General features: G+C 53.4%; 31 protein-coding genes. All 31 read right to left on the reverse strand.

Translation table 11 applies throughout. From position 1 onward, the window contains the following. Window positions 1-91: 91 nt before the first annotated feature. Complete coding sequence (locus ACI48J_RS17360) at window positions 92-982, reverse strand: c-type cytochrome (RefSeq protein ID WP_405079479.1); 891 nt, start codon at window positions 980-982, stop codon at window positions 92-94. A gap of 20 nt (window positions 983-1,002) precedes the next feature. Further along, on the reverse strand, window positions 1,003-1,674 hold the full coding sequence (gene qcrB, locus ACI48J_RS17365) for a menaquinol-cytochrome c reductase cytochrome b subunit (RefSeq protein ID WP_009675629.1): 672 nt from the start codon (window positions 1,672-1,674) through the stop codon (window positions 1,003-1,005). Between the two features lie 18 nt (window positions 1,675-1,692). Continuing rightward, complete coding sequence (locus ACI48J_RS17370; protein WP_326051971.1) at window positions 1,693-2,238, reverse strand: ubiquinol-cytochrome c reductase iron-sulfur subunit; 546 nt, start codon at window positions 2,236-2,238, stop codon at window positions 1,693-1,695. 254 nt (window positions 2,239-2,492) lie between these two features. Next, window positions 2,493-2,942 (reverse strand): DUF2487 family protein, encoded by a 450-nt coding sequence (locus ACI48J_RS17375; protein WP_405079480.1) that lies wholly within the window; start codon window positions 2,940-2,942, stop codon window positions 2,493-2,495. Between the two features lie 208 nt (window positions 2,943-3,150). Beyond that, window positions 3,151-3,339: an IDEAL domain-containing protein gene (locus ACI48J_RS17380; protein WP_009675494.1), complete on the reverse strand. Its 189-nt coding sequence runs from the start codon at window positions 3,337-3,339 to the stop codon at window positions 3,151-3,153. A gap of 54 nt (window positions 3,340-3,393) precedes the next feature. Beyond that, complete coding sequence (locus ACI48J_RS17385; RefSeq protein WP_405079482.1) at window positions 3,394-3,909, reverse strand: gamma carbonic anhydrase family protein; 516 nt, start codon at window positions 3,907-3,909, stop codon at window positions 3,394-3,396. Window positions 3,910-4,009: 100 nt separating this feature from the next. Further along, complete coding sequence (locus tag ACI48J_RS17390; protein ID WP_405079483.1) at window positions 4,010-5,125, reverse strand: hypothetical protein; 1,116 nt, start codon at window positions 5,123-5,125, stop codon at window positions 4,010-4,012. Window positions 5,126-5,298: 173 nt separating this feature from the next. Further along, a complete protein-coding gene (locus ACI48J_RS17395; RefSeq protein WP_405079484.1) occupies window positions 5,299-5,889 on the reverse strand; it encodes a histidine phosphatase family protein in 591 nt (196 codons plus the stop codon). 49 nt (window positions 5,890-5,938) lie between these two features. Beyond that, window positions 5,939-6,565, reverse strand: a complete 627-nt coding sequence (locus tag ACI48J_RS17400) for an anti-sigma factor family protein (RefSeq protein WP_405079485.1) — start codon at window positions 6,563-6,565, stop codon at window positions 5,939-5,941. Beyond that, window positions 6,562-7,158 carry a sigma-70 family RNA polymerase sigma factor gene (locus ACI48J_RS17405; protein WP_326051965.1) on the reverse strand — a complete coding sequence of 199 codons (597 nt, stop codon included), beginning with the start codon at window positions 7,156-7,158 and terminating at the stop codon, window positions 6,562-6,564. The genes ACI48J_RS17400 and ACI48J_RS17405 overlap by 4 nt, the downstream gene beginning before the upstream one ends. 443 nt (window positions 7,159-7,601) lie before the next feature. After that, window positions 7,602-8,690, reverse strand: a complete 1,089-nt coding sequence (locus ACI48J_RS17410; RefSeq protein ID WP_405079487.1) for a prephenate dehydrogenase — start codon at window positions 8,688-8,690, stop codon at window positions 7,602-7,604. Window positions 8,691-8,715: 25 nt separating this feature from the next. After that, window positions 8,716-9,816: a histidinol-phosphate transaminase gene (gene hisC / locus ACI48J_RS17415; protein WP_405079489.1), complete on the reverse strand. Its 1,101-nt coding sequence runs from the start codon at window positions 9,814-9,816 to the stop codon at window positions 8,716-8,718. Window positions 9,817-9,866: 50 nt separating this feature from the next. Then, window positions 9,867-10,694, reverse strand: coding sequence for a tryptophan synthase subunit alpha (gene trpA, locus ACI48J_RS17420; RefSeq protein WP_405079490.1), 828 nt, complete (start codon window positions 10,692-10,694; stop codon window positions 9,867-9,869). After that, window positions 10,681-11,889, reverse strand: a complete 1,209-nt coding sequence (gene trpB / locus ACI48J_RS17425) for a tryptophan synthase subunit beta (RefSeq protein WP_326051959.1) — start codon at window positions 11,887-11,889, stop codon at window positions 10,681-10,683. The genes trpA and trpB overlap by 14 nt, the downstream gene beginning before the upstream one ends. Next, window positions 11,889-12,614: a phosphoribosylanthranilate isomerase gene (locus ACI48J_RS17430; RefSeq protein WP_326051958.1), complete on the reverse strand. Its 726-nt coding sequence runs from the start codon at window positions 12,612-12,614 to the stop codon at window positions 11,889-11,891. Before ACI48J_RS17430 ends, trpB begins: the two co-directional genes overlap by 1 nt. 93 nt (window positions 12,615-12,707) lie before the next feature. After that, window positions 12,708-13,511, reverse strand: coding sequence for an indole-3-glycerol phosphate synthase TrpC (trpC, locus tag ACI48J_RS17435; protein ID WP_326051957.1), 804 nt, complete (start codon window positions 13,509-13,511; stop codon window positions 12,708-12,710). Beyond that, window positions 13,501-14,541, reverse strand: coding sequence for an anthranilate phosphoribosyltransferase (gene trpD / locus ACI48J_RS17440; RefSeq protein WP_405079491.1), 1,041 nt, complete (start codon window positions 14,539-14,541; stop codon window positions 13,501-13,503). The genes trpC and trpD overlap by 11 nt, the downstream gene beginning before the upstream one ends. 107 nt (window positions 14,542-14,648) lie before the next feature. Further along, on the reverse strand, window positions 14,649-16,193 hold the full coding sequence (trpE, locus tag ACI48J_RS17445; RefSeq protein WP_405079492.1) for an anthranilate synthase component I: 1,545 nt from the start codon (window positions 16,191-16,193) through the stop codon (window positions 14,649-14,651). 349 nt (window positions 16,194-16,542) lie between these two features. Beyond that, entirely contained in the window at window positions 16,543-16,920 is a 378-nt protein-coding gene (aroH, locus tag ACI48J_RS17450) for a chorismate mutase (protein ID WP_009672004.1), read from the reverse strand. A 2-nt stretch (window positions 16,921-16,922) separates the two neighbouring features. Continuing rightward, the gene (aroB, locus tag ACI48J_RS17455) at window positions 16,923-18,017 is read right to left on the reverse strand and encodes a 3-dehydroquinate synthase (protein ID WP_405079494.1); all 1,095 of its coding nucleotides are present in this window, start codon (window positions 18,015-18,017) and stop codon (window positions 16,923-16,925) included. A 1-nt stretch (window position 18,018) separates the two neighbouring features. After that, entirely contained in the window at window positions 18,019-19,182 is a 1,164-nt protein-coding gene (aroC, locus tag ACI48J_RS17460) for a chorismate synthase (protein WP_326051951.1), read from the reverse strand. Between the two features lie 195 nt (window positions 19,183-19,377). Next, the gene (locus tag ACI48J_RS17465; protein ID WP_326051950.1) at window positions 19,378-19,542 is read right to left on the reverse strand and encodes a hypothetical protein; all 165 of its coding nucleotides are present in this window, start codon (window positions 19,540-19,542) and stop codon (window positions 19,378-19,380) included. A 62-nt stretch (window positions 19,543-19,604) separates the two neighbouring features. Beyond that, window positions 19,605-20,384 (reverse strand): protein-glutamate O-methyltransferase CheR, encoded by a 780-nt coding sequence (locus ACI48J_RS17470; protein WP_326051949.1) that lies wholly within the window; start codon window positions 20,382-20,384, stop codon window positions 19,605-19,607. Window positions 20,385-20,503: 119 nt separating this feature from the next. Next, window positions 20,504-20,947, reverse strand: a complete 444-nt coding sequence (ndk, locus tag ACI48J_RS17475; RefSeq protein WP_405079496.1) for a nucleoside-diphosphate kinase — start codon at window positions 20,945-20,947, stop codon at window positions 20,504-20,506. Window positions 20,948-21,070: 123 nt separating this feature from the next. Beyond that, the gene (locus ACI48J_RS17480; protein ID WP_326051947.1) at window positions 21,071-22,045 is read right to left on the reverse strand and encodes a polyprenyl synthetase family protein; all 975 of its coding nucleotides are present in this window, start codon (window positions 22,043-22,045) and stop codon (window positions 21,071-21,073) included. Beyond that, the gene (locus tag ACI48J_RS17485) at window positions 22,042-22,905 is read right to left on the reverse strand and encodes a menaquinone biosynthesis protein (protein WP_405079497.1); all 864 of its coding nucleotides are present in this window, start codon (window positions 22,903-22,905) and stop codon (window positions 22,042-22,044) included. Before ACI48J_RS17485 ends, ACI48J_RS17480 begins: the two co-directional genes overlap by 4 nt. Then, a complete protein-coding gene (locus ACI48J_RS17490; RefSeq protein ID WP_326051945.1) occupies window positions 22,865-23,500 on the reverse strand; it encodes a flavin prenyltransferase UbiX in 636 nt (211 codons plus the stop codon). Before ACI48J_RS17490 ends, ACI48J_RS17485 begins: the two co-directional genes overlap by 41 nt. Beyond that, window positions 23,497-24,381, reverse strand: a complete 885-nt coding sequence (locus tag ACI48J_RS17495) for a UbiA-like polyprenyltransferase (RefSeq protein WP_405079499.1) — start codon at window positions 24,379-24,381, stop codon at window positions 23,497-23,499. The genes ACI48J_RS17490 and ACI48J_RS17495 overlap by 4 nt, the downstream gene beginning before the upstream one ends. Continuing rightward, window positions 24,362-25,111: a demethylmenaquinone methyltransferase gene (locus tag ACI48J_RS17500; RefSeq protein WP_326051991.1), complete on the reverse strand. Its 750-nt coding sequence runs from the start codon at window positions 25,109-25,111 to the stop codon at window positions 24,362-24,364. Before ACI48J_RS17500 ends, ACI48J_RS17495 begins: the two co-directional genes overlap by 20 nt. Window positions 25,112-25,125: 14 nt before the next feature. Beyond that, window positions 25,126-25,989, reverse strand: coding sequence for a heptaprenyl diphosphate synthase component 1 (locus ACI48J_RS17505; RefSeq protein ID WP_405079500.1), 864 nt, complete (start codon window positions 25,987-25,989; stop codon window positions 25,126-25,128). An 82-nt stretch (window positions 25,990-26,071) separates the two neighbouring features. Then, window positions 26,072-26,605, reverse strand: coding sequence for a hypothetical protein (locus ACI48J_RS17510; RefSeq protein WP_405079502.1), 534 nt, complete (start codon window positions 26,603-26,605; stop codon window positions 26,072-26,074). Window positions 26,606-26,669: the final 64 nt, after the last annotated feature.

A 26,669-nucleotide genomic window follows, 5' to 3' on the forward strand; every position in this document is an offset into this window, starting at 1 on the left:
CCCTCGGAAATCCGGCTAACGGATCTCCTACATCCATTTGGTTTTACAAAAAAACCTGACCGTCTGCGTACGGTCAGGTTCTTAGACATGCTTATTGGGCTTTCTTTTGTTTAGCAAGCCAGTCAGCCAGTTTGTCCAAATCGGCATCGGTTAACCCTTTGGCGATATTGTCTTTATACTGAGGCTGCATAGCCCCCTGGCCGTTCTTGATGATGTTCATGATCTGTTCCTTATCATGCTTGTCGCCCACACCGCGAAGTGCCGGGATTCCGTTGTTCGGCATCCCTTTCAGGTCGGCGACATGACAAGATACGCAAGTCGCTTTCTTATAAATCTCCATTGCCGGATCATCTGCCGCCACGACGCCAGCCGCTTTCTGCTGCTGTCCGCCACCGCCGGAAGCGGCGCCGCCAGCTGCTTTCTTCTCTTTCATTTCTTCTTCACGCTTGATGTGCTCCGGAATCGTGTTAGTCGCTTTCAATTCCAGCTGGTAATGATGCCAGGAGGTATACGTCAAGTATGCGGAAGCGATTAACGTCAGAAGCGCCAGAGAAGAAGCGATCGGGCGTCTGTAGAACCGGCGCTCTTTCCCTGTATCCAGGAACGGTGCCAGAAGAAGTCCGCCGAACATCAGTCCCGGTACGATCAGCGTACCGAAAACGACGTACTGATCCGATGTATACGGATATTTCAGCAGTTGGTACATAAACAGGAAGTACCAGTCCGGAATCGGAATAAAGGATGTGTTCTTAGGATCAGCCGGGTAGCCGAGCGGCGCCGGTTCTGAAATAACCAGACACAATACACCGACCAGAAATACAACGGCAACCATCCATTCTTTCAATAGAAAGTTCGGAATGAACGCTTCGGATTTCCCCGGATAAGACGAATAATCCGGAGGTACGGTGTTTTTTACTGTTTTCTTAACACGAGAATCGCCTACATAGACGACTTTCTCGCCATCTTTTTGTCCGTGAGCCACTTAAGTACCCTCCTTTCATTTTATAGCGGTCCGGAAATCCCCTGCCTGCGAATCATCAAGAAGTGTCCGGCCAATAATGCGAGGAGAGCTGCAGGTAGGAAGAACACGTGAAGTGCGAAGAATCTCGTCAGCGTCTGCGCACCTACAATATCTCCACCCTGCAGGAACGTTTGAACATATTGACCCAAGAATGGAATCGATGCCGCGATCTTGATCCCTACTTGCGTAGCATAGTAGGCTTTGTTATCCCAAGGCAGCAGGTAGCCGGTGAAACCAAGACCAAGCATAACAAAGAAGATCAGCATGCCAACGACCCAGTTCATTTCACGAGGCGCTTTGTACGAACCCGTGAAGAAAACGCGGAGCGTATGTAACAGCATCATGACGATAACAAGGGATGCTCCCCAGTGGTGCATACCGCGCACGATAACGCCGAATGCTACCTGGTGCTGCAAATAGTCAACGCTTGCATAAGCGTTGATAATGTCCGGTGTATAATACATCGTCAGGAACATACCGGACAAGATTTGAATTACAGTGACAAAGAACGTCAGACCGCCGAAACAATAAACGAAAGCGGAAAAATGGTGAGCCGGGTTGACGTGTTCGGGAACCTCGTGATCGGCTACGTCCCTCCAGATCGGCGTGATATCTAGACGTTCGTCGATCCAGTTGTACATATTTTTAAACATCTGATCGTTACGCCCTCCTTATTTCGCCCTTGTGTTAGCGTGCAGCTGTCCCAGATAGACGAATCCTTTATCGATTTTTACGTCGTATTCGTCCAGCGGAGCTGGAGCTACCGCAAGGTTTTTGCCGTCAGCGGTGTAATGCGCGCCGTGGCATGGGCAAAAATACTGGTTTTTGTACTCCGGATTGTTGTTCCAGTTAACCGTACAACCCAAGTGCTTGCATGTCGGGTTCAAGGCGAAAATTTTGCCGTCTTGACCCTTGGTGATCCATGCGGTCAGTTCCACATCGCTCTCGTACCAGCCGTCCACCTGATGAACCTGAAACGTGAATGATTTGGGCTCATTCGTAATTTTGGCTTCCTCAACTACTTTGATCCAATCCGAAGCCTTCTTCGGCTGAAGCACCGGATCCACCGCGAATCTCAGCATTGGAGCTACCATACCGGCCGCCATGAAAGCAGTGGTACCGCCGAGCGTGTACGAAAGAAACTGGCGGCGGGACATTTGACGCCGTACTACTGGCTTCTTGCCATGGTGCTCATTCGAATTGTTGCGTTCACTCATTTCGCGTGCTACCCCCCTAAGCCATTCAATTTGTCGCATGACAAATCGAACCTATATCACGTGTCGTTCGACATTATCTTACACTTCATAGACTAGGACATTACTAATAATATCCTACGACCTTTGGGGCGTCAAGGATGTAGCCGCAAGGTCAAGGGAGTGCCTTCTCGGGTTGTGTTGTGATTTTAACAAAATTGTCACATTTTCCCCCGGGAAACACGCCATCCTTTTTATCTTTACCAAATTTTCGAATTCTAACGAATCTCTTCTGTTTTTTTTGAAAGCCACAGCTGCTCGATCCGTTCCCCTATCGCTTTCTTCGCTTCCTGTCCGGGATACTTCAGCGCCTCGGTGGAAATGTACACGATCAGATCCGCATTATGCAGCTGCCAGGCCCCGATCTCCGGATGAGCGGTCACCACGACGACATAAGCGAAACCGACCTTCCTTAACTGCCCGCAGGTCCTTTCCACGTATTCGCGATCCGTATCCTCCGAGGTGCAGTAATGGAGGGCCGGGTACGTGACGACTCTTCCTTTGTAGGGTATCTCCAGCACGTCCAGTACGTCCCTGAGGCTTTCCAAGGCGTCTCCCGCTTCCCAAGGCTGTTCCGCGCCGCCCAGCCCCGTAACGGGAAGCAGACAGGTGTCCAGATACGGCTGCAGATCCGTCCAGTCTTTTTCCGTAATTTCGCTAAACTTCATCCTTCTCTCCCCTTCCGGTCAATAGAGCTACTTTACCATACCGGGACAAACGGTGGGTACCCTTTTTATCCCGTGAAAATCAAAAAACCCCCTCCTTCCGCAGCAACGCATCCGCTTGGATGGTCCGCAAGAAAGAGAGGATAATGACGGGACATGCTCGGTTGCGGCAGTCCTGTTTTTTAATAAGTTTTGCGACAACACCGGCAGCCTAGCCGGGGGATTGGATGGATTTGAGTTCGGCGGTAAGCGCTAGAAATGTAGCTTCATCACCCTCGGCTAGAGCGCTGTCAATCTGTTGATAGAGATGATTTTCTTTATATTTCCGCATGGCGTCGTCCATTACCAATTCAGCGATCAGACCCAGCAGCGCTTCATTTGAAACATTCATTCTTCCCATAGGGATCTACCTCCAGGTATCGTCCGCACCATACAGAGCAGCGATAGGATTGTATTACTTCCCTGGTTCCATCCGGTACTCTCTTCCCTTGCTTACATAGTTATCCGTCGTGCGTTTCATCCGTTCGAGATCCTGAGGCGTTAATTCCCGCACAACTTTTGCCGGAGTTCCCAGCGACAGCGTATAAGCCGGAAGAATCGTACCTTCAGTAACGAGAGAACCTGCCCCTACTAAAGCATATTCACCGATCTCGGCGCCGTTTAGTACGATCGCCCCCATTCCGATTAATGTGCCCCTGCCTATACGGCAGCCGTGTATGAGGGCACCATGGCCGACGGAAACGTCGTCTTCTAAGATCAGCGGCTGGTCCGTGTTGACATGACCGATGCATCCGTCTTGAATATTGCACCGGTTCCCGATCCGGATCGGAGCCAAATCTCCTCTCAGGACGGCATTGAACCAGATGGTGGAATCTTCACCGACAGAAACATCTCCGATAATCTGTGCGCCCGGGGCGATGTAGACCGAAGACGCGATAGCGGGAAATAAGCCTTTAAAAGGATGCAGCATAGCGACACTCGCTCCTCTGGATTTTTTTCTTATCATAGATGCCTGGAGGAGATGCCGTCAACGTGGCGGCCGATTAAGGGCAGCCGTCAATCAACGGGCGCTATTCTTTTAAATCGATTTTGTCTTCCGCGGCAATTTGGTTGCCGGCAATCGTTTTGCCGCCCAGAGGGGTGATGCGGACCACGGCTCCGGCATGCTCTTCTTCCCCGACGGCAAGCAGTCCCAGATGCATCATCATGGCGATAATCCGCTGTTCGAAAATCGATTCCGGCGTATCGTAGTAAAACGGCCGGATCAACGGACACAGCACCTCCGCCAGCGACGCGGTCGTCACCCAGTTGTCGGCCAGCCGGGCCGTCCATTGAACGATCGACTGGAGGTTGTAGACAGGGCCTTTGTAGAGCCGGAGCCAAAAGCGGTACAGTTCGTCCTGGCCCGGCTTTATTCCGGCTTCCGTCATTTCCGCGCCTTTCTCCGTCAGGAGCAGCAGCCCGCCCCGTTCCTGGAGAAGCCCCTGGAAGAAGCAGTAGTCGTAGATCAGCGAGAACCGGTTCGGATATTCCTTGAATTTGCGTCCGTAACCGAATCTCCATGCCGTCTTGCCTACAAGTTCTTCCTTGACCGCCATGCCGCCCAGTATCTGGGACAGCTGCCGCTTGTACATGACGTCTTCATGGGTCAGCAGCACTTCTTGGTCCCTGATATGCCGCATAAGCTGAAGCACATCGTCAGCCATCAGGGTATGTTCCTCACGATAGACGGCAGGATCGTTCGTATAGGTAAGGCGGCTTTTGTAATTGCGGGTCAGCACATCGCCGAAACGCCGCTTTAAATCATGGGGCACTTGAAAAAGATACCTGGTCTGCTGGGAATAACCGTGAAACAGCCAGCCATGCTTTTTGAATTTCGAAATCGTGTCTCGCGGGTTGGAATTTTCCTTCTCTTCCTTCAAAAACTTGGCCTGCTGCACGCGGGCAACGAGCTCTTCCAGACTCAACAGCCCCCGCTCTTCAAACAACAGGGTGTTTAAAAACCGGATATCTTCCATTGTCAGCGCGTCTACCCGCTCTTCGAAAATGTCCCTGCGGCTGACCATAGTCAAGATAGACTGGATCAGCTCGTTCTTGGAATGCATGTTGCACTCGCAGGCATACGTATCCGCTATCCGGTTTAAATCGTGGATATCCGCGTAGCTGAGCATATCGGCCAGATTCAAGTCCGCCACCTCCTTTCACGATTCCTGTCCGTCTTTCATGACCGCAATCCTTCTAGTTAGCCGTATACTTGTTGGTACTACTCAGTATGGGAATAATTCCCTTAATTAAACCTTTCGCGCAAAAAAAAAGCACATCCGCCTTCCGGCAGACATGCTTTTCCAGTTTCCGTCGCTCACACGATCAAATGCTCCGTACAATTATAAAGCGTGCATTCCCATACCTCGGTACCCTGGCGGACAACCGTTAAGGACGCGTTCGTGAGAGGGTCGCCCGGACGCTCCAGTTGCATCGTCTCTAACGCTCGTCCGATAAATGCTCCGTGGCTGACGATGAGCATCCGGCCGCGGGGGTAGTTCACGCATAAATCCGCATAGAACGAAAGCCAGCGGCTGCGAACCTGCTCGTCCGTCTCGCCGCCAAGCTCCAGCTGGAGCCAGTCGGGTCCCCAGCGGTCGAGCCGTTCCTGGAGCGTCGTGCCCTCTACCTGGCCGAAGCCTTTCTCCCTGAGCCTCCTGTCCGTTCCGGCAATCGGAATGCCCGATCGTTCGCTGATCAGCTGCGCGCTTTCCTTCGCGCGTTTCAAATCACTGCTGATGATGCCGTCCCACGCTTCTCCGCGCAGCCGTGTGCCCAGCCGCCTTGCCTGTTCTCTTCCCTCTTCGGTGAGCTCCGTGTCGAGTGCTCCCTGTATTTTTCCCAACAGGTTCCATTCGGTGCTGCCATGCCGGATTAACCCGATTGTGGTCAATATAATCTCCTCCATAAACAAACCAGCTCCATGAGAGCTGGCGGGTACTTTCCTAAGTGATCGTTTATCGTTTGCCGCGTCCGATCCAGGCATGGAACAGGAAGCTTACAAACAAGCCGATCAGCGATAACGCGATGAAATGATGAACGTAAGGCGGTAAAACAAACGTGCTCCTACTGGGCATAACCGGTGAAACATTCAGGCCGGCAACGGCCTGCTTCATCGTGCGGCCGTTCATAGCCGAGGCCGATTCCATTCCCGGCGATCCGGCATAGGCATGCTCATACGCCGAGCTTAGCCCCTTCCCCAGGAAAGCGGGAGACGAGTTCAGTGATAGGCACAGCAGTACGCCTACGAAAAGCAGCAGGCAGAAGGAAACCGCCAAACGGCCCGCGCTGCGAAATCTGCGCGCGCGTCCGGAGCTTGCCGCGGCCCCCGCCTCTGCGGGATAACGCCACGGCTCGTAAGCGCCGATCCGCTGCATGACCGAATCCGCGATAGATACACGCGGGACAGGCGTATCGGTACGCAGCGATAGGCGGATCAGGTCCCGGCACTCCTGCCACGCGCTGAACTGGTCCGAGCAGCGCTTGCAGCTGTCCGAATGTACCCGGACAGCCTGGCGCCTCAGCTCGTTGTCCGTGCCCTCTATGTATTCAAGCAGCCATTCCTGAACATCCTCACATTTCATCTCCGCGTCATCCCCTCGCATTCTTCCAGCCAATTATCGGTGTTGTAATAGGGCTCCAGCTGCAGCTTTACACTGGCTCTGGCCCGAAACAACAGAGATTTGACCGAACTGACGGTTTGTCCCAAAATGGATGCGATCTCCTGATAATCCAGCTGATCGTATTCCCGCAGGATCAGAGCCGATCTCTGCTTCTCCGGCAGACTATTGATCGCAATCCGGACCATGGAGACTTTCTCCTTCCGTATCACGGTCTGTTCGGGAAGCGATTCAAACGAAGTTTGAGGGGTATGTCCGCAATTGTCCAGCGATATTTTAACGATTTTGTGTTTGCGCATTTCACTCAGCACGGTGTTTCGTGCGATCGTATACAACCAGGTAGAGAAGGAAGCTTCCGCTTCACGGAACGAACTCAGGCTCCGGTAAGCTTTGTAAAAAGTTTCGTTGCACAAATCCTCAGCCATCAGCTCCAATTGGGCGCTTTTGAGCATATGATAAATAAAAACGAAAATTTTGCGCTCATAGCGGTGCATCAGCTCGTTGTATTTCCCTACATTTCCATCCTTAACCTCACGAATCAACTGGGTATCCGTCATTACGTGCACCCCTCCTGCACAGTACGTTCGGGTTCCCCGCTTCCGTTTACATGCTTATACCGGGCGGGAACCAAAAAGTTGCGCGGTCTGCGGGCTAACTTCCATCAATCGAAGCACAACATGATATCACTATAACAAATATTGTATAGAGCTGTAAAATTTTCTCCGGGTTCGCTCCAATACCGAAAAAAGACAAAAAAAAACCACCTCAGCGAGGCGGCTGCACAATGTGCGATTATCGGATAGGAGTGGAGAGAAACCATACTGTACTTTTATTATATGAATCCGTTTACAAAAAGTCAATGCTTTTTTGAAAACGTTTACGAAAAAGTTTTTGAGGGCCGTCAGCCTCCATTAAAAAAAGCCTCTCCCCGCATACGCCCGTATAAAGGCATCTATGCATATCGGGAAAGAGACTTCATTGTTTCGCACAAGCAAACGACCTAAACGTGGATGGAAAATTGCTCGCTGAGCAGGGCCGATGCTCTGTCCGCGGTTTCCTGGTCCCGGAAAGACAGACGGAGTACGCCCGGCACGTCGAGACGGCTCTCGATGATCTGCAGGTTGCTCAGGTTGAGCCGATGCTTGCCGAGCAGCGTTGCGATCTGCCCGATCATTCCCGGATGGTCCGGAATATCCGCGTAAATATCGTACAGCGGCGTAAGCATTCCTTTCCGGCGGTCCGGCACCTGCTTGCGGAATGTCCCGGCTACCTCAAACTGCTTCTGGATGCCTTCGCCGTCTTCCTTCTCGAGAAGCTCGCGGAACACCGAGATCTGCCGATCCCAGTCGTCCAGAAGCTTCAGCAGAACGCTGCGGTTGTTGATGAGGATATCCCGCCATATAAAAGGATCGCTGGAAGCGATGCGCGTAATATCGCGGAAACCTCCGGCCGCCAGGTTTTTGTATAGCTCATTGGATTCGTTGTACGTCCGGATCTGGTTAACGAGCGCGACTGCAATCATGTGCGGCAGGTGGGAGATGGCTCCCACGATATCGTCGTGTTCGCGAGCGTCCGCTCGGATAATCTGGGCTTGCGTATATGCAAGGAGCCCGGCCAAACGCTCTACTTCAGCAACCGGCGTGTCTGAACCCGGTGTCAGAACGTAGAATGCATTCTCGAACAAATGCGAAGAGGCGGCTTCCATTCCGGAACGTTCCGAACCGGCCATAGGATGACCGCCGATGAAATAAGCGTCCTTAAAGCGCAGCTTCTCCGCACACTGTACGACGGACAACTTGGTGCTGCCCACATCCGTTATAAGGCAGCCTTTTTTTAAGGAGAACTGCTTTAACCGTTCGAGATACGATTCCAGCGCCCCAACGGGCACACACAGAAAAATGATATCGGCGGCTTCGGCCGCCGCCTGCATCGAGGTCGTCCCTTCGTCCACGATACGTCTTTTCACCATATTTTCCACCGAGGTCGGGTTATTGGAATGCCCAATCACCGTAATGTCCGGTTTGCCTTTGAAGCATAGAGCGAGCGAGCCGCCAATGAGCCCGACGCCGAAAATTGAGATTGTCGTCATGTTTGATAACCTTTTCCTATACGTATTATGATTCTTGGACAGCCCCGTGAAGCACAAGCTCGAGAGCACGAACGAATGCTTCGTTCTGTTCTCTGCTGCCCACCGTTACTCTCAGCATGTTCGGGAAATCGAGCTTTTCCCCGCTGCGGACGATGATGCCGTGACGAAGAAGCTCGTCAAATACCGGACCGGAAGGACGGCCGATATCCACCAGGATAAAATTGCCGTGGGCCGGATACGAGAAAAGGCCGAGTCTTTGGAACTCGCCGAGGAGATACGCGACCCCTTCCCGGTTGAGCCTGCGACACTGCTCCACAAAACCCTGGTCCCGGATAGCCGCAGCCGCAGCCGCTTGAGCCAAACGGGTCGTATTGAACGGCTCCCGCACCTGATTGATCGTGCGAATCACATCCGGATGTCCGATTCCGTAACCGATCCGCAGGGAAGCAAGCCCGTAAATTTTCGAGAACGTCCGAAGGATCACGATATTGGGAAATCTGTTCAGCAGATCCAGACTGTCCGGATACGCCTCATCGGTCGTATATTCGTAATAAGCCTCGTCGAGAGCCACCATGACATCGGAAGGAACTTTGTTCATAAAAGCTTCCAGCTCCTGTCCGGTCACAATCGTTCCGGTCGGGTTGTTCGGGTTGCAGATCCAGACGATCTTCGTCCGTTCATTGACACGGCGGAGCATTTCGTCCAGATCGTGTTTGCCGTCTTTTAAAGGAACCTCAACCGAAACCGCGCCTTCGATCTCCGCGTTATGTTTGTACTGGGGAAACGTATGGGTCGCCATGATCGTCTCATCCCCGGGTACGAGATAAGCTCTGGCGATCATAAGGATCACATCATCCGATCCCGCCCCGAAAATAAGCTGGTCCGCGTTAACGCCGTAGTGACCGGCAACGGCACGCGTCACCTCCGCTCCCGCCCCGTCCGGATACAAGGTCAAGTGGTCCAGGTCAGCCAGAATCGCTTCTTTGGCTTTAGACGAAAATCCGAACGGATTTTCGTTGGAGGCCAGCTTGATCACATGAGTCAAGCCAAGCTCCTTTTTCACTTCGTCGATCGGTTTGCCCGGCTGGTAAACCGGCAGTTTCGTTACCTGTTGTTTGGGTCGCATGTCTATCACCTCAGCCTGTCTCTATCTGCATTCGTCTCGTGCTTTACTCGTTAACTTTGGGTTTGAAAAGACGCGCCTTTCAAGTCTCTGACAAATTCACCGATTTGCCTCAGCGCATCTTGTTTCGTGCTTTCGTCCTGGAGACGGTGTTCCTGTTCGCCGATCCGGCGGACGATGGCGCTGCCCACAACGACCGCGTCACACGTTTTCTCGAAGCGCTCGACCTGCTCGCGGTTCGAAATGCCGAAGCCGATTGCGATCGGCAAATCCGTGGCCGCTTTTACCGAAGCCAGGAAATCGTCTACACCCGCATGAAATTCGGAGCGTACACCGGTTACTCCCATGGAGGACACGCAGTAGACAAAGCCCGAAGCCCGGCCGACGATTTTCTGCACACGCTCGTTGGAAGTCGGCGCAATCAGCGGAATCAGATGAATGCCGTGCCGCTCCGCGAGCTGCTTGGCTTCCGAGTCTTCCTCCATCGGCAAGTCCGGAATAATAACGCCGCTGATATCACTTTCCTTCATGAGTTCAAAAACGCGCTCCAGTCCGATGCGAAGGAGCGGATTGTAGTAAGTAAACAAGATCATGGGCAGCTCGGAGCCCTCGCTGCGCGCCTGCTTGGCGATTTCGATTACCTTCAGCACGGTAATCCCGCTCTTCAGGGCACGTCCTGAAGACTCCTGAATGACGGGGCCGTCCGCGAGCGGATCGGAGTACGGGACGCCGAGTTCCAAAAGGTCCGCGCCGGATTTCTCCAGTTCACGGATAATATCCAGGGTAACGTCCGCTGTAGGATCCCCTACCGTAATAAAAGGAATGAGTGCGTTCTTGCCGGCGGATCTCAGCTCCGCAAATTTACGATCAATGCGATTCATGATCTGCACCTCCGAGATAACCCATGATAGCTTCCACGTCTTTATCTCCGCGGCCCGACAAACAAATGACAAGAAGCTCGTCCGGGGACATAGTCGGAGCCGTTTTTATCGCCTGCGCGACCGCATGCGCGCTTTCCAGTGCCGGAATGATACCTTCCGTCTTACAGAGCAGCTGCAGAGCGTCGAGCGCCTCGGCGTCGGTGATCGGCACGTATTCTGCCCGCTTCAAATCTTTCAGGTAAGCGTGCTCGGGTCCTACGCCGGGATAATCAAGGCCGGCCGAAATGGAATGAGCCGGAATCACTTGGCCGAATTCGTCCTGGAGCACGTAACTGAGCGATCCCTGGAACACGCCGGGGCTTCCTTTCGACATCGTCGCCGCATGCTCTTCGGTGTCCACGCCGCGTCCGGCCGCTTCCGTCGCGATCAGACGCACGCTTTCATCGCCGACAAACGGATAAAACATCCCCATCGCGTTGCTGCCTCCGCCGACACAAGCGATAACCGTGTCGGGCAGTCTTCCTTCGAGTTCCAGAATCTGCGAGCGCGTCTCGTCTCCGATTACGCGCTGGAAATCGCGGACAATCATCGGATATGGATGCGGACCGGTTACGGATCCGAGGATATAATACGTATCGTGCACGTTGCTGACCCAGTAGCGGAGCGTCTCGTTGCACGCGTCCTTGAGCGTACGGGTGCCGGACAGCACAGGAACGACTTCCGTTCCGAGCAGACGCATCCGGAATACGTTCAACTGCTGGCGTTTCATATCTTCTTCGCCCATAAATACCTTGCATTCCAGGCCAAGCAGTGCCGCAACGGTAGCCGTAGCGACGCCATGCTGCCCCGCGCCGGTTTCGGCGATGACTTTCTTCTTGCCCATCCGCTTGGCCAGAAGCGCCTGCCCGATCGTATTGTTGATTTTGTGCGCGCCCGTGTGGTTAAGATCTTCACGCTTCAAATAGATTTTGGCTCCGCCAAGCTTCTCGGTCAGCCGTTGCGCGTGATAAAGCCGTGTGGGTCTGCCGGAATAATCATGCAGCAGCGTTTCAACCTCTTTTATAAATTCGGGATCCTGTGAATATTTACGGTAAGCTTCTTCCAGCTCGATCAGTGCGTTCATTAAAGTTTCAGGTACATATTTCCCCCCGAAACGTCCGAATCTCCCATGTTCATCTGGTACTGCTGCTGCCATTATCCTGTCACCCTTTCCACAAAAGCTGCAATCTTGGCGATATCTTTAACACCGTCCGTCTCGACTCCGCTCGAAACGTCGACTCCGTCGATTTCATATTGTTCAATGAGGCCGCCGACATTGTCGGGATTTAACCCTCCCGCTACAATCAGGGGAATACCCGCGGATAAGGCCCATTTACGGGCTGCGGGTATACAATCCCACGAGAATGTGCGCCCCGAACCTCCGCCGTAAACCGGATCGAACGTATCGATCAATACGGCATCCACTGCATCGCGATAAGGGTCCAACCGCTGTATCCAGCCGCTCACCCCGTCCTTTATATCCGAAAAAGAGCTCTCGTTGACAGGAGGCTCTTCGTTTTTAATCGAGGATACTTTCCAAAGCTCCACGCCAAATTGTTCTTTGATGCTTCTGCACGTTTCCGGCGCCTCTTCCCCGTGAAACTGGATAATATCCAGTTTGGCGACGGACAAAACATCCGCGAGCTCATCCCGGGTGGGATTGACAAACACCCCGACCGTCTTGGGAACGCGGTGCCCCTGCCGAGCACGTTCATGCAGAAACGAAATCATCTCGGAAGCTCGCTCCGGTGTGATTCGTCTTCTGCTGGGTGCAAAAACAAACCCGATCTGGCTAATCGGGAAATGTACGATTGATTTTAACACTTCAACGCTTTGAAGTCCACAAATTTTTACGTCCGGTCTTTTTGAAACCGATCCCATTTTCTTCACTCCCCGGCAGCCAAAAAGCCTGTTTAGCCGCCATTACTCCACTCGCTTACGAAGGAAACTTCTTCGGCAGTCCATTCCTTAGCACTAAAAATTCCGGGTAAGACTGCGTTCGCCCATCAAGTCATGGACGGCTTGGCCGACATCCGGCTGTCTCATAAAATGCTCCCCGATCAGCACGGCCCGTGCGCCGGCTTTACGGACGAACTCCAGATCGTCCCGGGAAGAAATTCCGCTCTCGCTGACTAGAATCCGGTCGTCCGGCACGATCGCCGCCAGTTCTTCCGTCGTCTTGATATCGGTCACGAACGTTTTCAGATTCCGGTTGTTAATGCCGACTAGAGTCGCGTCCTGCTCCAGGACCGTTTCCAGCTCCCGGCGGTCGTGAACTTCCACGAGAACGTCGAGCCCGACATCCTGCGCGAGCTGCTTGAGTTCCTTCAGCTCGGAAGGCTTGAGGATGGCCGCAATCAGCAGAACGGCATCCGCTCCGATGACTCTCGCTTCCAGAACCTGCAGCGGGTCGACGGTAAAATCTTTGCGGAGCAGCGGTACGTTTACCGCTTCCCGGACGGCGCTTAAGTAATCGTTGGCGCCTTGGAAGTAATCTTTGTCCGTCAGCACCGAAATGCAGTCCGTCCCGGCTTCGGCATAGGCCGAAGCCAACCGGACGGGATCGAAATCGGCACGGATGAGTCCTTTGGAAGGGGAAGCCTTCTTCACTTCCGCAATGAGTCCCGTCGGACGATTTCTTCCGTCCCGCAGGGCACGTTCGAATCCTCTGCACGCCTGCAGGCCGGAAATGCGACGTTCCAGCTCGGAAGAGCTCACCTGTCCGCGAAGCTCTTCAACTTCTCTGCGCTTGGTTGTTACGATTTTATCAAGAAACATAGCTCAGATCTCCTGTATAGTGGGCTAATTGCTGTAATTTTTCCATAGCTTTGCCGCTGTCAATGACATCGGCCGCCACCTTGACGCCTTCTTGAAGCGTACCGGCAATTCCGGTCACGTAGAAGCAGGCGCCCGCATTGGCAAGCACGATTTCGCGATGCGCGCCTGTGGCGCCGGTGAAAATCGTGCGGATGATCTCCGCATTCTCCGCCGCGTTACCTCCCTGAATGTCTTGCAGGGAGTAAGTTTGCAGGCCAAGATCGTCCGGTGTAACGGCGTACGTGTTCACCGTTCCATTTTTCAATTCCGTCACCTGGGTAGGTGCGGAAATGCTGATTTCGTCCAAACCGTCGTAGCTGGAAACCACGACCGCCCGTTTAAGGCCGAGCGCTCCCAGCACTTCGGCGACCAGCTCCGTCTTGCCGCGCTCGAACACTCCGAGCACCTGACGGTCGGCGCCAGCCGGATTGGTCAGCGGGCCCAGCAGGTTAAACACCGTCCGGACTCCCAGCTCACGTCGCGGACCCGCAGCGTGCTTCATCGACTGGTGATACCGCTGGGCGTACATGAAGCAAATGCCGATCTGATCGAGGCACTGCGCCGCCTGATCGCCGTCGAGCTCGATGTTCACTCCGAGCGCCTCCAGCACATCCGCGCTGCCGCTGCTGCTGGACATCGCACGATTGCCGTGCTTGGCGACCCGGATCCCCCCGGCTGCCGCCACGATAGCGGAGGCGGTCGAGATGTTGAACGTTCCCGCTCCGTCGCCTCCGGTTCCGCAAGTATCCAGCAGATTATCCTGGATGGTCTGCACCGAGGTCGCTTTAAGCCTCATCGCTTCGGCAAAGCCCGTCACCTCTTCGATTGTTTCTCCCTTAATCCTCATCGCGGTCATCACACTGCCGATTTGGGCGGGGGTTGCTTCCCCGTCCATAACCGACAGCATGACCTCCCTCGCTTCATCGCGGGATAAATTTCCGCCTCCAATGAGTGTCGAAATCGCCCGCTGAATGGTACCATTCGCCGCCATCTGACCGTCCTCCTTCTTCGAAATGGATTTTAACCTGCCGTTTATGGCCGTTCATCTGCCGTAAGTTCCGTCCTATGGTTCCGGCCGTTTCCGGCCTTCCCTTCCGCCTAAAGAGCCGGGACGTGAGCATAGTAATCGAGGTTCGGATTATCCGCCGCCCGCTTGAACATCGCTTCCGCGGTACGGATCGCTGTCATCATCCCCCGCGCCTTGTTCACCGTCTCCTCGTACTCTTTCACCGGATCGGAGTCGAAAACAACACCCGCTCCGGCCTGGATGTAAGCTTTGCCGTTCTTGAAAACGATGGTCCGGATCGTAATGGCCGAATCCATATTCCCCGAGAAACCAAGGTAGCCGATAGCACCGGCGTAGGTGCCTCTTCTTTCATTTTCAAATTCGGCGATTATCTCCATCGCTCTCAGCTTCGGCGCCCCGGACACCGTGCCTGCCGGCAGACAGGACAGGAAGGCATCGAAGAAGTCCTTTTCTTTGTTCATCGTCCCCGACACGTTCGACACGATGTGCATCACGTGCGAGTAGCGCTCGATCTGCATAAAGCTGTCGCAGGACACCGTACCGTACTCGGCAACCCGGCCCACATCGTTGCGCACAAGGTCCACCAGCATCAGATGCTCCGCACGTTCCTTCTGGTCCGCGAGCAGATCCTGCTCAAGCTCAAGATCGTGTTCGGGCGTTCTGCCTCTCGGTCGTGTACCCGCAATGGCTCTTGTGTCCACTCTCTCGTCCTCCACGCGCACCAGCATTTCGGGAGAGGTTCCCACGATGACTTCATCGTCCATTTTCAAATAGTACATGTAAGGAGAAGGATTCAATGTACGGAGTACCCGGTAAACCTGCAGCGGAGAGACATCCGTATCCGTTTCGAAACGCTGGGACAGCACCACCTGAAAGATGTCACCGGCCTTAATATATTCCTGGGCCGCTTTCACATTTGACACATACTGTTCTTTACTCAGATTGGAACGGAAGCCGCTCAGATCCGCAGTCGTTTCCACTTCGCTATGGGTCATCATGGTCGAAGGGAGCGGCTTTTTGAGCTTTTGTATCGTCGCGTCCAGCTTCTGACAGGTTTGCCGGTAAGCTTCCGCTATTGTTTCCTCGCTGGCTCCGTCGGGAATGTGCACGTTTGCGATCACGTTCATCTGCTGTTTGAAGTGATCGAAGGCAATGACCTGGTCGCAAAACATGAACTGGATATCATCCATCTGAATATCGTCGACGCGGTGTTTGGGAAGGTTCTCATAATACTGGAGAAGATCGTATCCGAAAAATCCGACCGCTCCGCCCGTGAATCTAGGCAGTCCTTCAATCGAAGGGCTCCGGAATAACGCAAGCTGACTTTTCAGAGCCTCGAGCGGTTTTTCGTCCGTCGTGACGGTTCTTCCCTGCGTCTCCAGATGAGTCTTGCCGTCGCGTGCCCTTATAAGGAGAAACGGGTCTGTACCGATGAACGAATACCGGGCCCACTTAATGCCGCCCTCTACGCTTTCAAGCAGGAACGCGCGTTTCTCGTCGGCAACATGCTGAAATACTCGGATCGGTGTCTCCGTATCCGCCAGCAGGCAGCGTACAATCGGTATCAGATTGTATTCTTTTCCCAGACGGATCACTTCTTGAAGCTCGGTATTCATTCTTGTTTTCCCCTTTCTACGGGCAGCATTTGAAAAAATAAAAAACCTCTACGCATCCGTAGAGGTTTGGTTGAGTTCATTTGATTGGTAAGAGTGCAGGAATTCAAGGCGCACCGTCTAGAGCCGTAAAGGTTCGTTAAAAGAACCGGCTGTAAGACTACAGTTCTCCGCTCTGCAGAAAAAAACTACAGAACTCCCCTTGCTATCAAAGGGACGGAACGGTTAATATCGTCCTTTCGCAACTCATGCGAAATGCTAACGATCGTTATGCGCTGTCTATGCTCAACTCTACTCTTCTCATCTGATCTCATCTAAGCTCTACTCATCTATAATGACTATACTACCCGGATTAGGGATTTGTCAATTTTACAATATCCGGACGCAGAACCTGCGCGCCTTTTAAATAAACGTGCCGCATCTCATCCTGCCGTTTCGTCGTATTGGCCAGCACCATAAGCCGGATACATTTCGGAAGACTGTTGTCTACATCGATTTCGATGGAGCACATAAGCGGCACGAGATCCCAGCCCGGCATCTGGCGGATGGCTCTCGCCGGGAACGTCGCGGTCAGCTCTTTGGTGACCGTAATAAAGACTGAGGAGATTTCATCGGGTTTCACGTCGTTCTCGCGGACAATTTTTTCCAAAAGCTCCAGCGTAGCCGCCAGAATTTGTCCTTCTTCGTTGCTTTCCACGGTTGTTGCGCCGCGGATTCCTCTAACGAACATGGTTATGCCTCCCGCTTAAGTTGTTCCACGACTTCTTCCACCCATTCGCGGCGGACGTCGCTTCGGATTTCCACCTGCCCGACAGCCGTAGGTATAATGAACGTCATGGTGCCTTCCTTGAACTTCTTGTCGTGCATCAATGCGCTCATAATCCGGGCCGTGTCGTACTGCTCCGGCAGACGGACCGGCAGCCCGAAGCTTTGCAGGATGCGCTTGGTCACCGTGTAGATGTCCTCGGAATATCCGAGCTTCACGGCAAGCCGCGCCGAACCGACCATCCCGATGGAGATGGCTTCGCCGTGCAGGAGCTCGTTGTAGCCGGCGACCGCCTCTAAAGCATGGCCGATCGTGTGGCCGAGGTTCAAAATCGCCCGGAGGCCGTTCTCGCGCTCATCCTGCGATACAACCAGAGACTTAACCTTGCAGCCCTGGTAAAGCCCGTACTGCAGAGCTTCCGGATCCAGGGAAAGCAGCTTCTCCCGGTTGTTTTCCAGCCACGTCACAAAATCGGCGTCCCAGATCAGACCGTGCTTGATCATTTCCGACAATCCCGCGGAAATGTCCCGCTGCGGCAGGGTTTGCAACGTACTTACGTCGTACAGCACCATCTCCGGCTGGTGAAAAGCGCCGATGATGTTTTTCGCCAAAGGATGATTGACCGCAACCTTACCCCCGACACTGCTGTCATGAGCCAGAATGGTGGTAGGCATTTGTACAAAGGCGATGCCGCGCATAAAGCTTGCCGCAGCGAAACCGGCGAGGTCTCCGACTACGCCTCCGCCTAGTGCGACGATGGTGGACTTGCGGTCCAGCCCGGCTTCCAGAGCGGCTGTAACGATTTGCTCCAGCATCTGCAAAGATTTCGAGCCCTCGCCCGGCGGCACGATAAAAGAAGACGCCTTGTATCCGCCGGCTGTCAGGCTGTCCATGACGGGCTGAAGATGATGGCGCGCAACCGACTCATCCGTAACGACCAGCAGAGGGGCTCGTTTGCTGATGGCATGTTTGTCGAAATACGCGGCACAGTTCTCCAGCAGCCCTTCTCCCAAGTAGATTGGATACGAGCGCTCGCCGAGATCGACTTTCAGCTCCATCATCTTAGTAGCTCTCCACTTGCTTCAAGTAATTCTCATAATTGCGGCGAATCTCTTCGAGAGAATCTCCGCCGAATTTTTCCATGAACGCCTGCGCGACTTCCCAGGCCACCACGTTCTCCATGATGACGCCGGCAGCCGGCACGGCACAGGTATCGGAGCGCTCCACTTGAGCCGTGAATGCTTCTTTAGAATCGATATCCACGCTCTGAAGCGGTTTGTATAGAGTCGAGATCGGCTTCATGACGCCTCTTACGACAATCGGTTCGCCTGTCGTCATTCCGCCTTCGAAACCGCCTGCGCGGTTGCTCGCCCGGCGGAAGCCCTTCTCGGGATCATATTGAATCTCGTCGTGCACGCTGGAGCCGCGCAGTTTGGCCGCTTCGAATCCGATTCCGATTTCGCAGCCTTTAAACGCCTGGATGGACAGAACCGCCTGAGCGATGCGGCCGTCAAGCTTGCGGTCCCACTGCACGTGGCTGCCCAAGCCGACCGGCGCGCCTTCCACGATAACTTCCACGATGCCGCCAAGCGTATCTCCGTCGGCCTTCGCCGCGTCGATAGCCGCGATCATCGCCGCCTCCGCTTCGGGGTCCGTCACTCGCACGGGAGACTGCTCCGTAATCGCGATGAGCTCGTCGATCGGAAGCTGCGGAGATTTCGCCTCCACTTCGCCGATGCGGACGACATGACTCGCCAGCTTGATGCCGAACGCTTCAAGCAGCTGTCTCGCGACGGCGCCGCAAGCTACGCGCATCGTCGTTTCCCTGGCGCTGGAGCGTTCCAGAATGTTGCGGAGGTCGCGCTGGTTGTATTTCAAACCGCCGTTGAGATCCGCGTGACCCGGACGCGGCCGGTTAACCCGCCGTTTTCCTTCGTCCGTATCCGGCTGCTCTTCTATGTTCATAATGGAAGTCCAGTGCTTCCAATCGTTATTCTCGACTACCAGGGCAATCGGCGCACCTGTCGTTCTGCCGTGGCGCACACCCCCGACAATGCTTGCGGTGTCTTTCTCGATCTGCATCCGGCGTCCGCGTCCGTGGCCTTTCTGCCTTCTATGTAATTGGAAATTCATCGCTTCGAAATCAATCGTTACATTACTCGGAAATCCTTCAATGATCGCAGTCAGCTGCGGACCATGCGTTTCCCCCGCCGTTAAGTATCTCACTACTCTTGCTCCCTTCTAATCCGTACAACTACGGTACCGGCAAACACTTTAGCGCTTTCAAGTGCCTAAGTTTTTCTATCATTATAGTATACCCCTATGCGTTTGACAACCGCACGCACAAAAAACACGCCCTGCGTGCCAGGCGGCATCAAAGCGTGTTTTATCCGGTTTCCATTAGACCTGAGCTTCCGATCGTCAGCCGCCGGCCGATTGCTTCTGCCAGGGACCGGACGGACCGGCCATCTTCGGATCGTTCATCATCCCGAGAATCTGCACGGAATCTATGCCTAGAATCTGCGTGCACTCCTGCATGGTGATAAATCCCCGGCGATAGGCGGCAATAACCTTACGTTTATCCATTTGAGTCCTCCTTGAAAGACAGTACTTCAAGTATCGGCTTCAAAAGGAAAAGTTATACATTCCTAACCCTTTTTCCGGTAAAAAAAGGTATCCGCGGGTTCTAGGTCATACTGGGCCGGAGAAAAAATCTGCTCGGTGGAACCCACGAACAGAATGCCTCCCGGTTTCAACGCATTTGAAAATTTCTGATACAGCCGGTGCTTCGCTTCTTCCGTAAAATAAATGATGACATTGCGGCAGACAATCAGGTCGAAGCCGCTGTCGAAACGGTCCTCCAGCAGGTTCTGCTTCTGGAATTTCACCGCTTTCTTGAGCTCGTCGCTGACATGGAAACCGAGCTGCTCCTGTTTGAAATACGTTTTCACGTAGTGGGGCGGAACGTCTTTGAGCGATCTTTCCACATAAATGCCGCGGCGCGCCTTCTCCAGCGCTCCTTCGTCAATGTCCGTCGCAAGGATGGAGGCATCACGCAAAGCGCCCATGTGGGACAAGATCATAGCCAGCGTATACGGCTCTTCGCCGGTCGAGCAGGCCGCGCTCCATACTTTGAGATTCCGGCTCGCGTTTCTCAGCTCCGGCAAAAATTTCTGTTCCATCACTTCCCAGCGGTTCGGGTTGCGCCAAAATTCGGAGACGTTGATGGTCATCCGGTCCAGAAATTCGTAAAAGAGTTCTTTATCTTTCGACATCGCATCGAAATAAGCCGAGAAGGTATTGTAGCCTTTTTTGATCCGCAGCGTCGTCAAACGCCTTTTCATCTGAGCTTCTTTGTATAAAGCGAGATCTATCGATGTGAAGTCCTTGATTTTGCGGATAAATAACGGAAAATCGTCGTTTTCCAAGTTGTATCCCACCTCTGATGTATTTGTCCAGGTGTTGATATTCCCTATCCCGGGCGAATTCTCCTGCAAAAAAGAAAAAGATATAGGCAAAAATGCCCATATCTTTTTCCCTAGTCTGATTACAGCCAGCGGGATACGTCGCGCTTGTAATCCAAAATTTCTTCCGGCTTGAAGAAATGGTTGATCTCGCGCTCTGCGCTATCGGGTGAATCCGAACCGTGAATCAGGTTTAATCTCGTATGTAAGGCGAAGTCGCCGCGGATCGTTCCGGGAGCCGCTTCCAGCACGTTCGTTTTACCGTTCAGAATGCGGGAAAGCGCAATCACCTGCTCGCCCTGCCATACCATGGCAAATACGGGACCGGAAGTAATAAACTCTACAAGCGGCTCGAAGAAGTCTTTGCCTTTATGCTCGGCATAATGCTCTTCCGCCTGCTCTCTTGTCATCAGCATCAGTTTAGCGGCTACCAGCTGGAAGCCTTTCTGCTCCAGTCTCTTGACGATCTCTCCGATCAGTCCGCGCTGGACGCCGTCCGGTTTTACCATTAGAAAAGTTTTTTCCATGTAATCTGCCTCCAATTGGTAGAAAAGTAATCTCTCTTACTGTAACACCGTTTCAGCGGCACGTACAATGAACAATTGCACACATCCGTAAAATCGTAGCCGGCCGGGCCGAAAAATATAGAATTAGTGCGTGCGGTTGCCGATAAAATGGGCGACCTGGATGAGATCCTGCTTGGCCCGGATATTCGGAAGCGTATCAAGAGCCGCAATGGCTTTAGCGATATAACGGTCGGCAAGCGCGCTGGATTTCTCGATCCCTCCGCTCCCGCGGATCATGTCCAGGACGCGGCTGACGTCCGTCTGCCCGTCCGCTTTCTGGATCCGGTCGATCTCGCTCAGGATCGGGGCCCGCAGCTTCTCCTCCTGCAGGGCGAAAATAACGGGCAGTGTAATGTTGCCCTGTTTGATATCGCTTCCCGGAGGTTTGCCGATCTCCTTCTCGGTACCACACAGATCAAGGATGTCGTCCCGGATCTGAAATGCGAGCCCTACGTTGTAGCCGAAAGAATACAGCCGGTTGGACACGTATTCGTCGGCTCCCGCCACCATAGCTCCGAGCTGGCAGGAAATGGCGATCAGAAGAGCCGTCTTCCGCTTGATGCGGAGAAGATAATCCCTAAGCGTCTGCTCCGTATGGAAGAAGAAACGGATCTGTTCCATTTCACCGATGGACATTTCCACCAGTGCCTTGGACAGGATCATATGGACACGCGGATCCTCCAGTCTGGCAGCAATTTCAAGCCCCTTGGCAAAAATAAAATCCCCGGTATACATCGCAATCCGGTTGTCCCATTTGGACTTTACGGTATCCTGTCCGCGCCGGGTGTCCGCATCGTCGATCACATCGTCGTGAACGAGCGAAGCCGAATGGAAAAGCTCCAGCGGCACCGCTATCATTTTCAGCCGTTCGATATCATAGGTTCCGAATTCTCCGCCCAGCAGGACAAGAACAGGCCGGATTCTTTTGCCCCCGGCCTTTAGCAGATGCATGGATGTTTCCGTCAATAATGCGTGGTCGGTCTGCAGGTTGGCTTCCAGTTCCCGCTCGATGGCGCCCACGTCTTTTTTCTTGCGCACGTATATGTTAAGAATTTTCATTCCGTCACCCGCACCCTCGTATTATCGGACCAGATCTGAATGGAGACCTCTTCCGGTAAAAAACCAAGCTCCCAAGCATAGCGGTAATACAGCTCCAGGCCGCTCCACTGTTCGGGACCGAATTCGTAGCAAAGATTTCTAAAGTAATGTTCCCAGTAAGATTCCGTACCGCCGATTTTGAGGACGGCTTCATTAATTACGCCCGTAAGGTCCTCCAGCGACTTGCGTTTGCTTTCCACAAAACCGTCAAAAATGCGATTAACCAGCTCCGGCGAGCGTTCGATAGTATCTTTACGGACGGCCCATACGGCAAAAGACATCCAATGGCCTGTCCATTCCTTCCATTCTTGCCCCAGGTCGGTTACCATATACCCGCTGTCCTGCCAGCTGGCTTTGATGGCATGGTCGCCGATCAGGAGCGCCGCGTCGTTGTCTTTCATCATATCTTCCAGCACGGGCGGAGCATAACTGTAGGTCGGTTTGCCGCCGTATTTTTTGTTCATAATGATTTTCAGCAGGTTCGTCGTCGTCGCGGACGTTGTCGGAAGCGCGAATCTTCCGTCTTTCAATTGTTCCAGCGGTTTTTTATGAAAAAGCAGCAGTGAATTCACATAGCCGTGAGCACTGACCGACAAATCGGGAAACAGGACGTAATCCCGGTAGTTTTCTCCATACGAAAACGAGGAGATAGCGCTCATATCGATCTCTCCCGCCGCCAAAGCCCGGTTCAAACCAGTCGGGACCTGACTTACGAATTCAACTGAATTTGCCAGCTTCTGCACCGGAAAATGGTAAAACACAGGCCAAGCGTTCGTAAATTCAATTCTCCCGATGCGCAGTTTCTTCTCTGTTGTCGTCATTGCCTTCTCCCCATCTTCTGAACAATTCATGATCCAAATCCATGTTGTCTAGTACCTTCCCCACGAGAAAGGCAACGATGTCTTCCAATGTCTCAGGTCGCTGATAGAAGGCCGGCATGGCCGGAATCAGCTTCACGCCCATTTTGGCAAGGACAAGCATATTCTCCAGATGAATGGCGTGCAGCGGCGTCTCCCTGGGAACCAGAATGAGCCTGCGCCCTTCTTTCAGCATCACGTCGGCTGCCCGCTCCAGAAGGTTGTCCGAGGCGCCGCGGGAAATTCCCGCTAAGGTGCCCATCGAACATGGCATAACCACCATCCCCTCGGTGCGGAACGAGCCGCTTGCTATACCGGCCCCGATGTCCTGGAGCGGATAATACGCGTATGGGCCCGGAAAGCCGCCGAAATGAGCTTCCAGCGTTTCTTTCCGCTTGGTAACCACCCAATCCAGTTCCTCATGTAGCACCCGCCAGCCGGCATCCGTAATGACCAAATGGACGGGAACGCCTCTTTTCAGAAGTTCCTTGACGAGCGTCACTCCGTAAATCGCGCCGCTTGCCCCCGTAATGCCGACGACCCAGCCGCGTTTCTTCATCGGAACGTCTCCACCAGAATATCCACCAGCGTGAAGACGAAAACGACCGTGCTGAGTATTCCGTTCATGGTGAAAAACGCCGTATTCAGCTTAGATAAATCCGTCGGCGAAACCAGGCGGTGTTCGTAAAACAAAATGATGTACGCAATGATAATGCCGACGAGGTACCACCAACTGAGATTCGTCATAAAGAAAAGCGAGATCAGGCCTACGGCGGTCAGCGTATGAAGAACGCGCGCCGTCATCAGCGCCACCGGAATACCGAAGCGGCTCGGATAGGAATGCAGGCCTTCCTCGCGGTCAAATTCCACATCCTGGCAGGCGTAGAGCAGGTCGAAGCCGGCACTCCACATCGCTACGGTAATGAATAGGACAAGCGCGGCCGGCGTGATTCCTCCGGTAATCGCCACCCATCCGCCGAGCGGGGCAAGACCCAGGGTGATGCCGAGAACAAAATGGCAAGCCCACGTAAACCGTTTGGTGTACGAATAAAAGACAAGAAAAAAGGCCGCAACCGGAAGCAGGTAAACGGACAGCAGGTTAAGGTGATAAGCTGACCAGAAAAGCAAAAGGAATGAAAGGATAATAAATACCGTGACTTCCGCGACCGAAATCAGCCCCGCCGGGATCGCCCGGTTCGCCGTCCGCGGGTTTTTCTTGTCGTACTTTTTGTCGATGACCCGGTTCAGGGACATCGCGGCCGTTCGGGCGCCGATCATCGCAAGCGTGATCCACATGATCTGCGTCCACGTCGGCAGGTCTCCCGTTTCCACAACGGCTCCGAGAATAGAACCCATATAGGCAAAAGGAAGGGCGAAAAGGGAATGCTCGAATTTGATCATTTCCAGGAAAATTTTTGTTTTATGAATGAGTTGTCGCATCTGTCTTACTCTCCTGACTCGAATTCCCTTTGACACCTATATGAAGCGCCGCAATACCTCCGGTCAGCGGGTAAGCTTCGACTTTGTGAAGCCCCGTTTGGCGAAAAATTTCGGCAAGCTGTTTATAGTCAGGGAAACTGATTAGCGATTCCGGAAGCCATCTGTACTGCTCGTAAGACTTGGCAATCAATTTGCCGAGCACCGGAAGCACCTTCTGAAAATAAAAATAATACAAAGCTTTAAAAGGCCGCCAAGTCGGCTTGGACAGCTCCAGAGAAACGACAAGCCCGCCCGGTTTCACAACGCGCTGCATTTCACGCAGCACCTGCTCCACGTCCGGCACGTTCCGAAGCGCGAACCCGATGGTGGCGTAATCGAAAGTATTATCGTCGAACGGAAGGCTCATGGCGTTGCCGTGCACAAGGCGGATCCGGCTGTCCAGCCCTTCTTCACGGATCTTGCCCGCGCCGTAATCGAGCATGTTCTGGCTGAAATCCAGCCCGACCATTTGTCCCGTGCCGCTTGCCTTCGCCATGGAGATCGTCCAGTCGCAAGTGCCGCAGCAAATATCGATCGCGGTCGAGCCCGGCTTGACGTTCATTTTGGCCATCGTAAATTTCCGCCAGGCCTTGTGCCTGCGGAAGCTTAGGATACTGTTCATTTTATCGTATTTGGGCGCAATACTTTCAAACACGGAATGAACAAATTGTTCTTTCGTTTTGCCTTGCACGGCTTTCCCCACCTTTATCTCTCTTCCAGTAATCTGGTCTTGGAAATGAAACGAAAAAATGGCTCGCCAATGTGAAACAGTTCACTTGCGAGCTTGTCCGAATCAAGCTGCTTTACTTTCGCTTCCAACTGTTGAAGCTGGGCCGCAAGCAGGTTGTACAATTGGGACGGCACGTTGTATTTGTGGATCAGCGCTTTGAGTTTAGCCGGATCCTGCTCCTCGGCTTCAAGCAGCTTCCGCTCTTCTTTGGTGCCGTTCTGGATAATGTGCCAATAGCCCCAGCTCCCGTGAAAATCCTGAAGAGATTCCGAACGGAAAATTTCCTTGAAAATCACTTCGCAGCGGGTAAACGCTTCGAGAATTTCCGGCCAGGCGCGGCGGTTTACTTCTTCCATCAGTCCGCCGAACGACTTAAACAGATGGGACTTGATATCCACGGACTGCCGCACGTAGTCCTCTGCCGTGACTTTAAGATGCTTCATCGTCACATACAGATTCGTTTTGAGCCGGTTCAGCTCGCAGATGGCCGTGGACAACCGTTTGATAAGTTCGATTTGACCGGCTTGCGACAGCAGGTGGTAAAATCGGGAACTGAAATAATCGCCGGCCAGCACTTTCAGCTGACGGGACCTGGCGGCTTTCTTCTCTTTCACCTCATTAGAAACCGTTACCTCGTCATGCGTATCGAGTCCCATCTGGACAAGCGAAGTGACGAGCGCAAACAATTCGGACGAAGGGTTAAGCCGAGAATCCCTGCTCAAAAAAGCATACAGAAGCTGCGCCCGGAAGTTCGGGAAATCAGGCAGATCCGTATGCTGGCGGATCATGTCATAATCCGTATATTGTTTAGCGATCTCAGGGATCCGATATGGGTTCATACAAAAGCCTCCGTACGTGTGCCAGTTTCATAGATCGTATCTAAGTAATTATAGCATAACCTTTTGAGTGACGCACAAGCAATTATTCTGGAAAGCGCCGCTGCCATTTCTTTGTAAAGGTCAGAAGAAATCTGCGCTGAAGCTCGGCGGCGACCTTCTCTTCGCCGTCGGTTCCCTTCAAGGAGGACAGTGCCTTCGCCTCCGTGCGGGCCGCTTCCATCGCCATGACGAGCTGCGGACCGTTCTCGCCCGGTTTTGCGCCGTATTCCACGATCCGGACGAGCACCCGGCTGATGTTGGAGGTCCGGAGCAGGGACGATTGCGCGATCCGCAGCAGATCGCCGTAAACAACCTTCTTCTCGGCCGTTCCCGGCAGCAGCAGATCGAGCGAGAGAATGGAATGCGTAAGCTCCACCTTGCGCACGCGCAGCTGAAGCGGGAGTCCGTTTACGTAATCGGGCAGATTAGCCTCCGTCAACTCCGGACCGGAAATACTTCTCCAGGCTTCCGATCCTTGACCGCCGTTCTTTCTGTCCAGAAACGGGACGAACGCCATAGTGAGCACAACGGCCGCCGACAGGCCGCCTATCGTCAGCAGACGGGCAATTTTGTTCATCGTACAAGGGCACCTCCTGTCTATATCCCATTGTACAATGAAAAAAAGCAGGCTATGCCTGCCG

This window comes from Paenibacillus chitinolyticus, assembly GCF_045038035.1.
GTDB lineage: Bacteria > Bacillota > Bacilli > Paenibacillales > NBRC-103111 > Paenibacillus_F > Paenibacillus_F chitinolyticus_A.

What these genes read in the sequence shown, in the direction of transcription:
- qcrB (WP_009675629.1), bottom strand. Translation starts at nt 1,674, where the DNA reads ATGTTTAAAAATATGTACAACTGGATCGACGAACGTCTAGATATCACG.
- ACI48J_RS17370 (WP_326051971.1), bottom strand. Translation starts at nt 2,238, where the DNA reads ATGAGTGAACGCAACAATTCGAATGAGCACCATGGCAAGAAGCCAGTA.
- ACI48J_RS17375 (WP_405079480.1), bottom strand. Translation starts at nt 2,942, where the DNA reads ATGAAGTTTAGCGAAATTACGGAAAAAGACTGGACGGATCTGCAGCCG.
- ACI48J_RS17380 (WP_009675494.1), bottom strand. Translation starts at nt 3,339, where the DNA reads ATGGGAAGAATGAATGTTTCAAATGAAGCGCTGCTGGGTCTGATCGCT.
- ACI48J_RS17385 (WP_405079482.1), bottom strand. Translation starts at nt 3,909, where the DNA reads ATGCTGCATCCTTTTAAAGGCTTATTTCCCGCTATCGCGTCTTCGGTC.
- ACI48J_RS17395 (WP_405079484.1), bottom strand. Translation starts at nt 5,889, where the DNA reads ATGGAGGAGATTATATTGACCACAATCGGGTTAATCCGGCATGGCAGC.
- ACI48J_RS17400 (WP_405079485.1), bottom strand. Translation starts at nt 6,565, where the DNA reads ATGAAATGTGAGGATGTTCAGGAATGGCTGCTTGAATACATAGAGGGC.
- ACI48J_RS17405 (WP_326051965.1), bottom strand. Translation starts at nt 7,158, where the DNA reads ATGACGGATACCCAGTTGATTCGTGAGGTTAAGGATGGAAATGTAGGG.
- ACI48J_RS17410 (WP_405079487.1), bottom strand. Translation starts at nt 8,690, where the DNA reads ATGACGACAATCTCAATTTTCGGCGTCGGGCTCATTGGCGGCTCGCTC.
- hisC (WP_405079489.1), bottom strand. Translation starts at nt 9,816, where the DNA reads ATGCGACCCAAACAACAGGTAACGAAACTGCCGGTTTACCAGCCGGGC.
- trpA (WP_405079490.1), bottom strand. Translation starts at nt 10,694, where the DNA reads ATGAATCGCATTGATCGTAAATTTGCGGAGCTGAGATCCGCCGGCAAG.
- trpB (WP_326051959.1), bottom strand. Translation starts at nt 11,889, where the DNA reads ATGGCAGCAGCAGTACCAGATGAACATGGGAGATTCGGACGTTTCGGG.
- ACI48J_RS17430 (WP_326051958.1), bottom strand. Translation starts at nt 12,614, where the DNA reads ATGGGATCGGTTTCAAAAAGACCGGACGTAAAAATTTGTGGACTTCAA.
- trpC (WP_326051957.1), bottom strand. Translation starts at nt 13,511, where the DNA reads ATGTTTCTTGATAAAATCGTAACAACCAAGCGCAGAGAAGTTGAAGAG.
- trpD (WP_405079491.1), bottom strand. Translation starts at nt 14,541, where the DNA reads ATGGCGGCGAATGGTACCATTCAGCGGGCGATTTCGACACTCATTGGA.
- trpE (WP_405079492.1), bottom strand. Translation starts at nt 16,193, where the DNA reads ATGAATACCGAGCTTCAAGAAGTGATCCGTCTGGGAAAAGAATACAAT.
- aroH (WP_009672004.1), bottom strand. Translation starts at nt 16,920, where the DNA reads ATGTTCGTTAGAGGAATCCGCGGCGCAACAACCGTGGAAAGCAACGAA.
- aroB (WP_405079494.1), bottom strand. Translation starts at nt 18,017, where the DNA reads ATGATGGAGCTGAAAGTCGATCTCGGCGAGCGCTCGTATCCAATCTAC.
- ACI48J_RS17465 (WP_326051950.1), bottom strand. Translation starts at nt 19,542, where the DNA reads ATGGATAAACGTAAGGTTATTGCCGCCTATCGCCGGGGATTTATCACC.
- ndk (WP_405079496.1), bottom strand. Translation starts at nt 20,947, where the DNA reads ATGGAAAAAACTTTTCTAATGGTAAAACCGGACGGCGTCCAGCGCGGA.
- ACI48J_RS17480 (WP_326051947.1), bottom strand. Translation starts at nt 22,045, where the DNA reads ATGAAAATTCTTAACATATACGTGCGCAAGAAAAAAGACGTGGGCGCC.
- ACI48J_RS17485 (WP_405079497.1), bottom strand. Translation starts at nt 22,905, where the DNA reads ATGACGACAACAGAGAAGAAACTGCGCATCGGGAGAATTGAATTTACG.
- ACI48J_RS17490 (WP_326051945.1), bottom strand. Translation starts at nt 23,500, where the DNA reads ATGAAGAAACGCGGCTGGGTCGTCGGCATTACGGGGGCAAGCGGCGCG.
- ACI48J_RS17495 (WP_405079499.1), bottom strand. Translation starts at nt 24,381, where the DNA reads ATGCGACAACTCATTCATAAAACAAAAATTTTCCTGGAAATGATCAAA.
- ACI48J_RS17505 (WP_405079500.1), bottom strand. Translation starts at nt 25,989, where the DNA reads ATGAACCCATATCGGATCCCTGAGATCGCTAAACAATATACGGATTAT.
- ACI48J_RS17510 (WP_405079502.1), bottom strand. Translation starts at nt 26,605, where the DNA reads ATGAACAAAATTGCCCGTCTGCTGACGATAGGCGGCCTGTCGGCGGCC.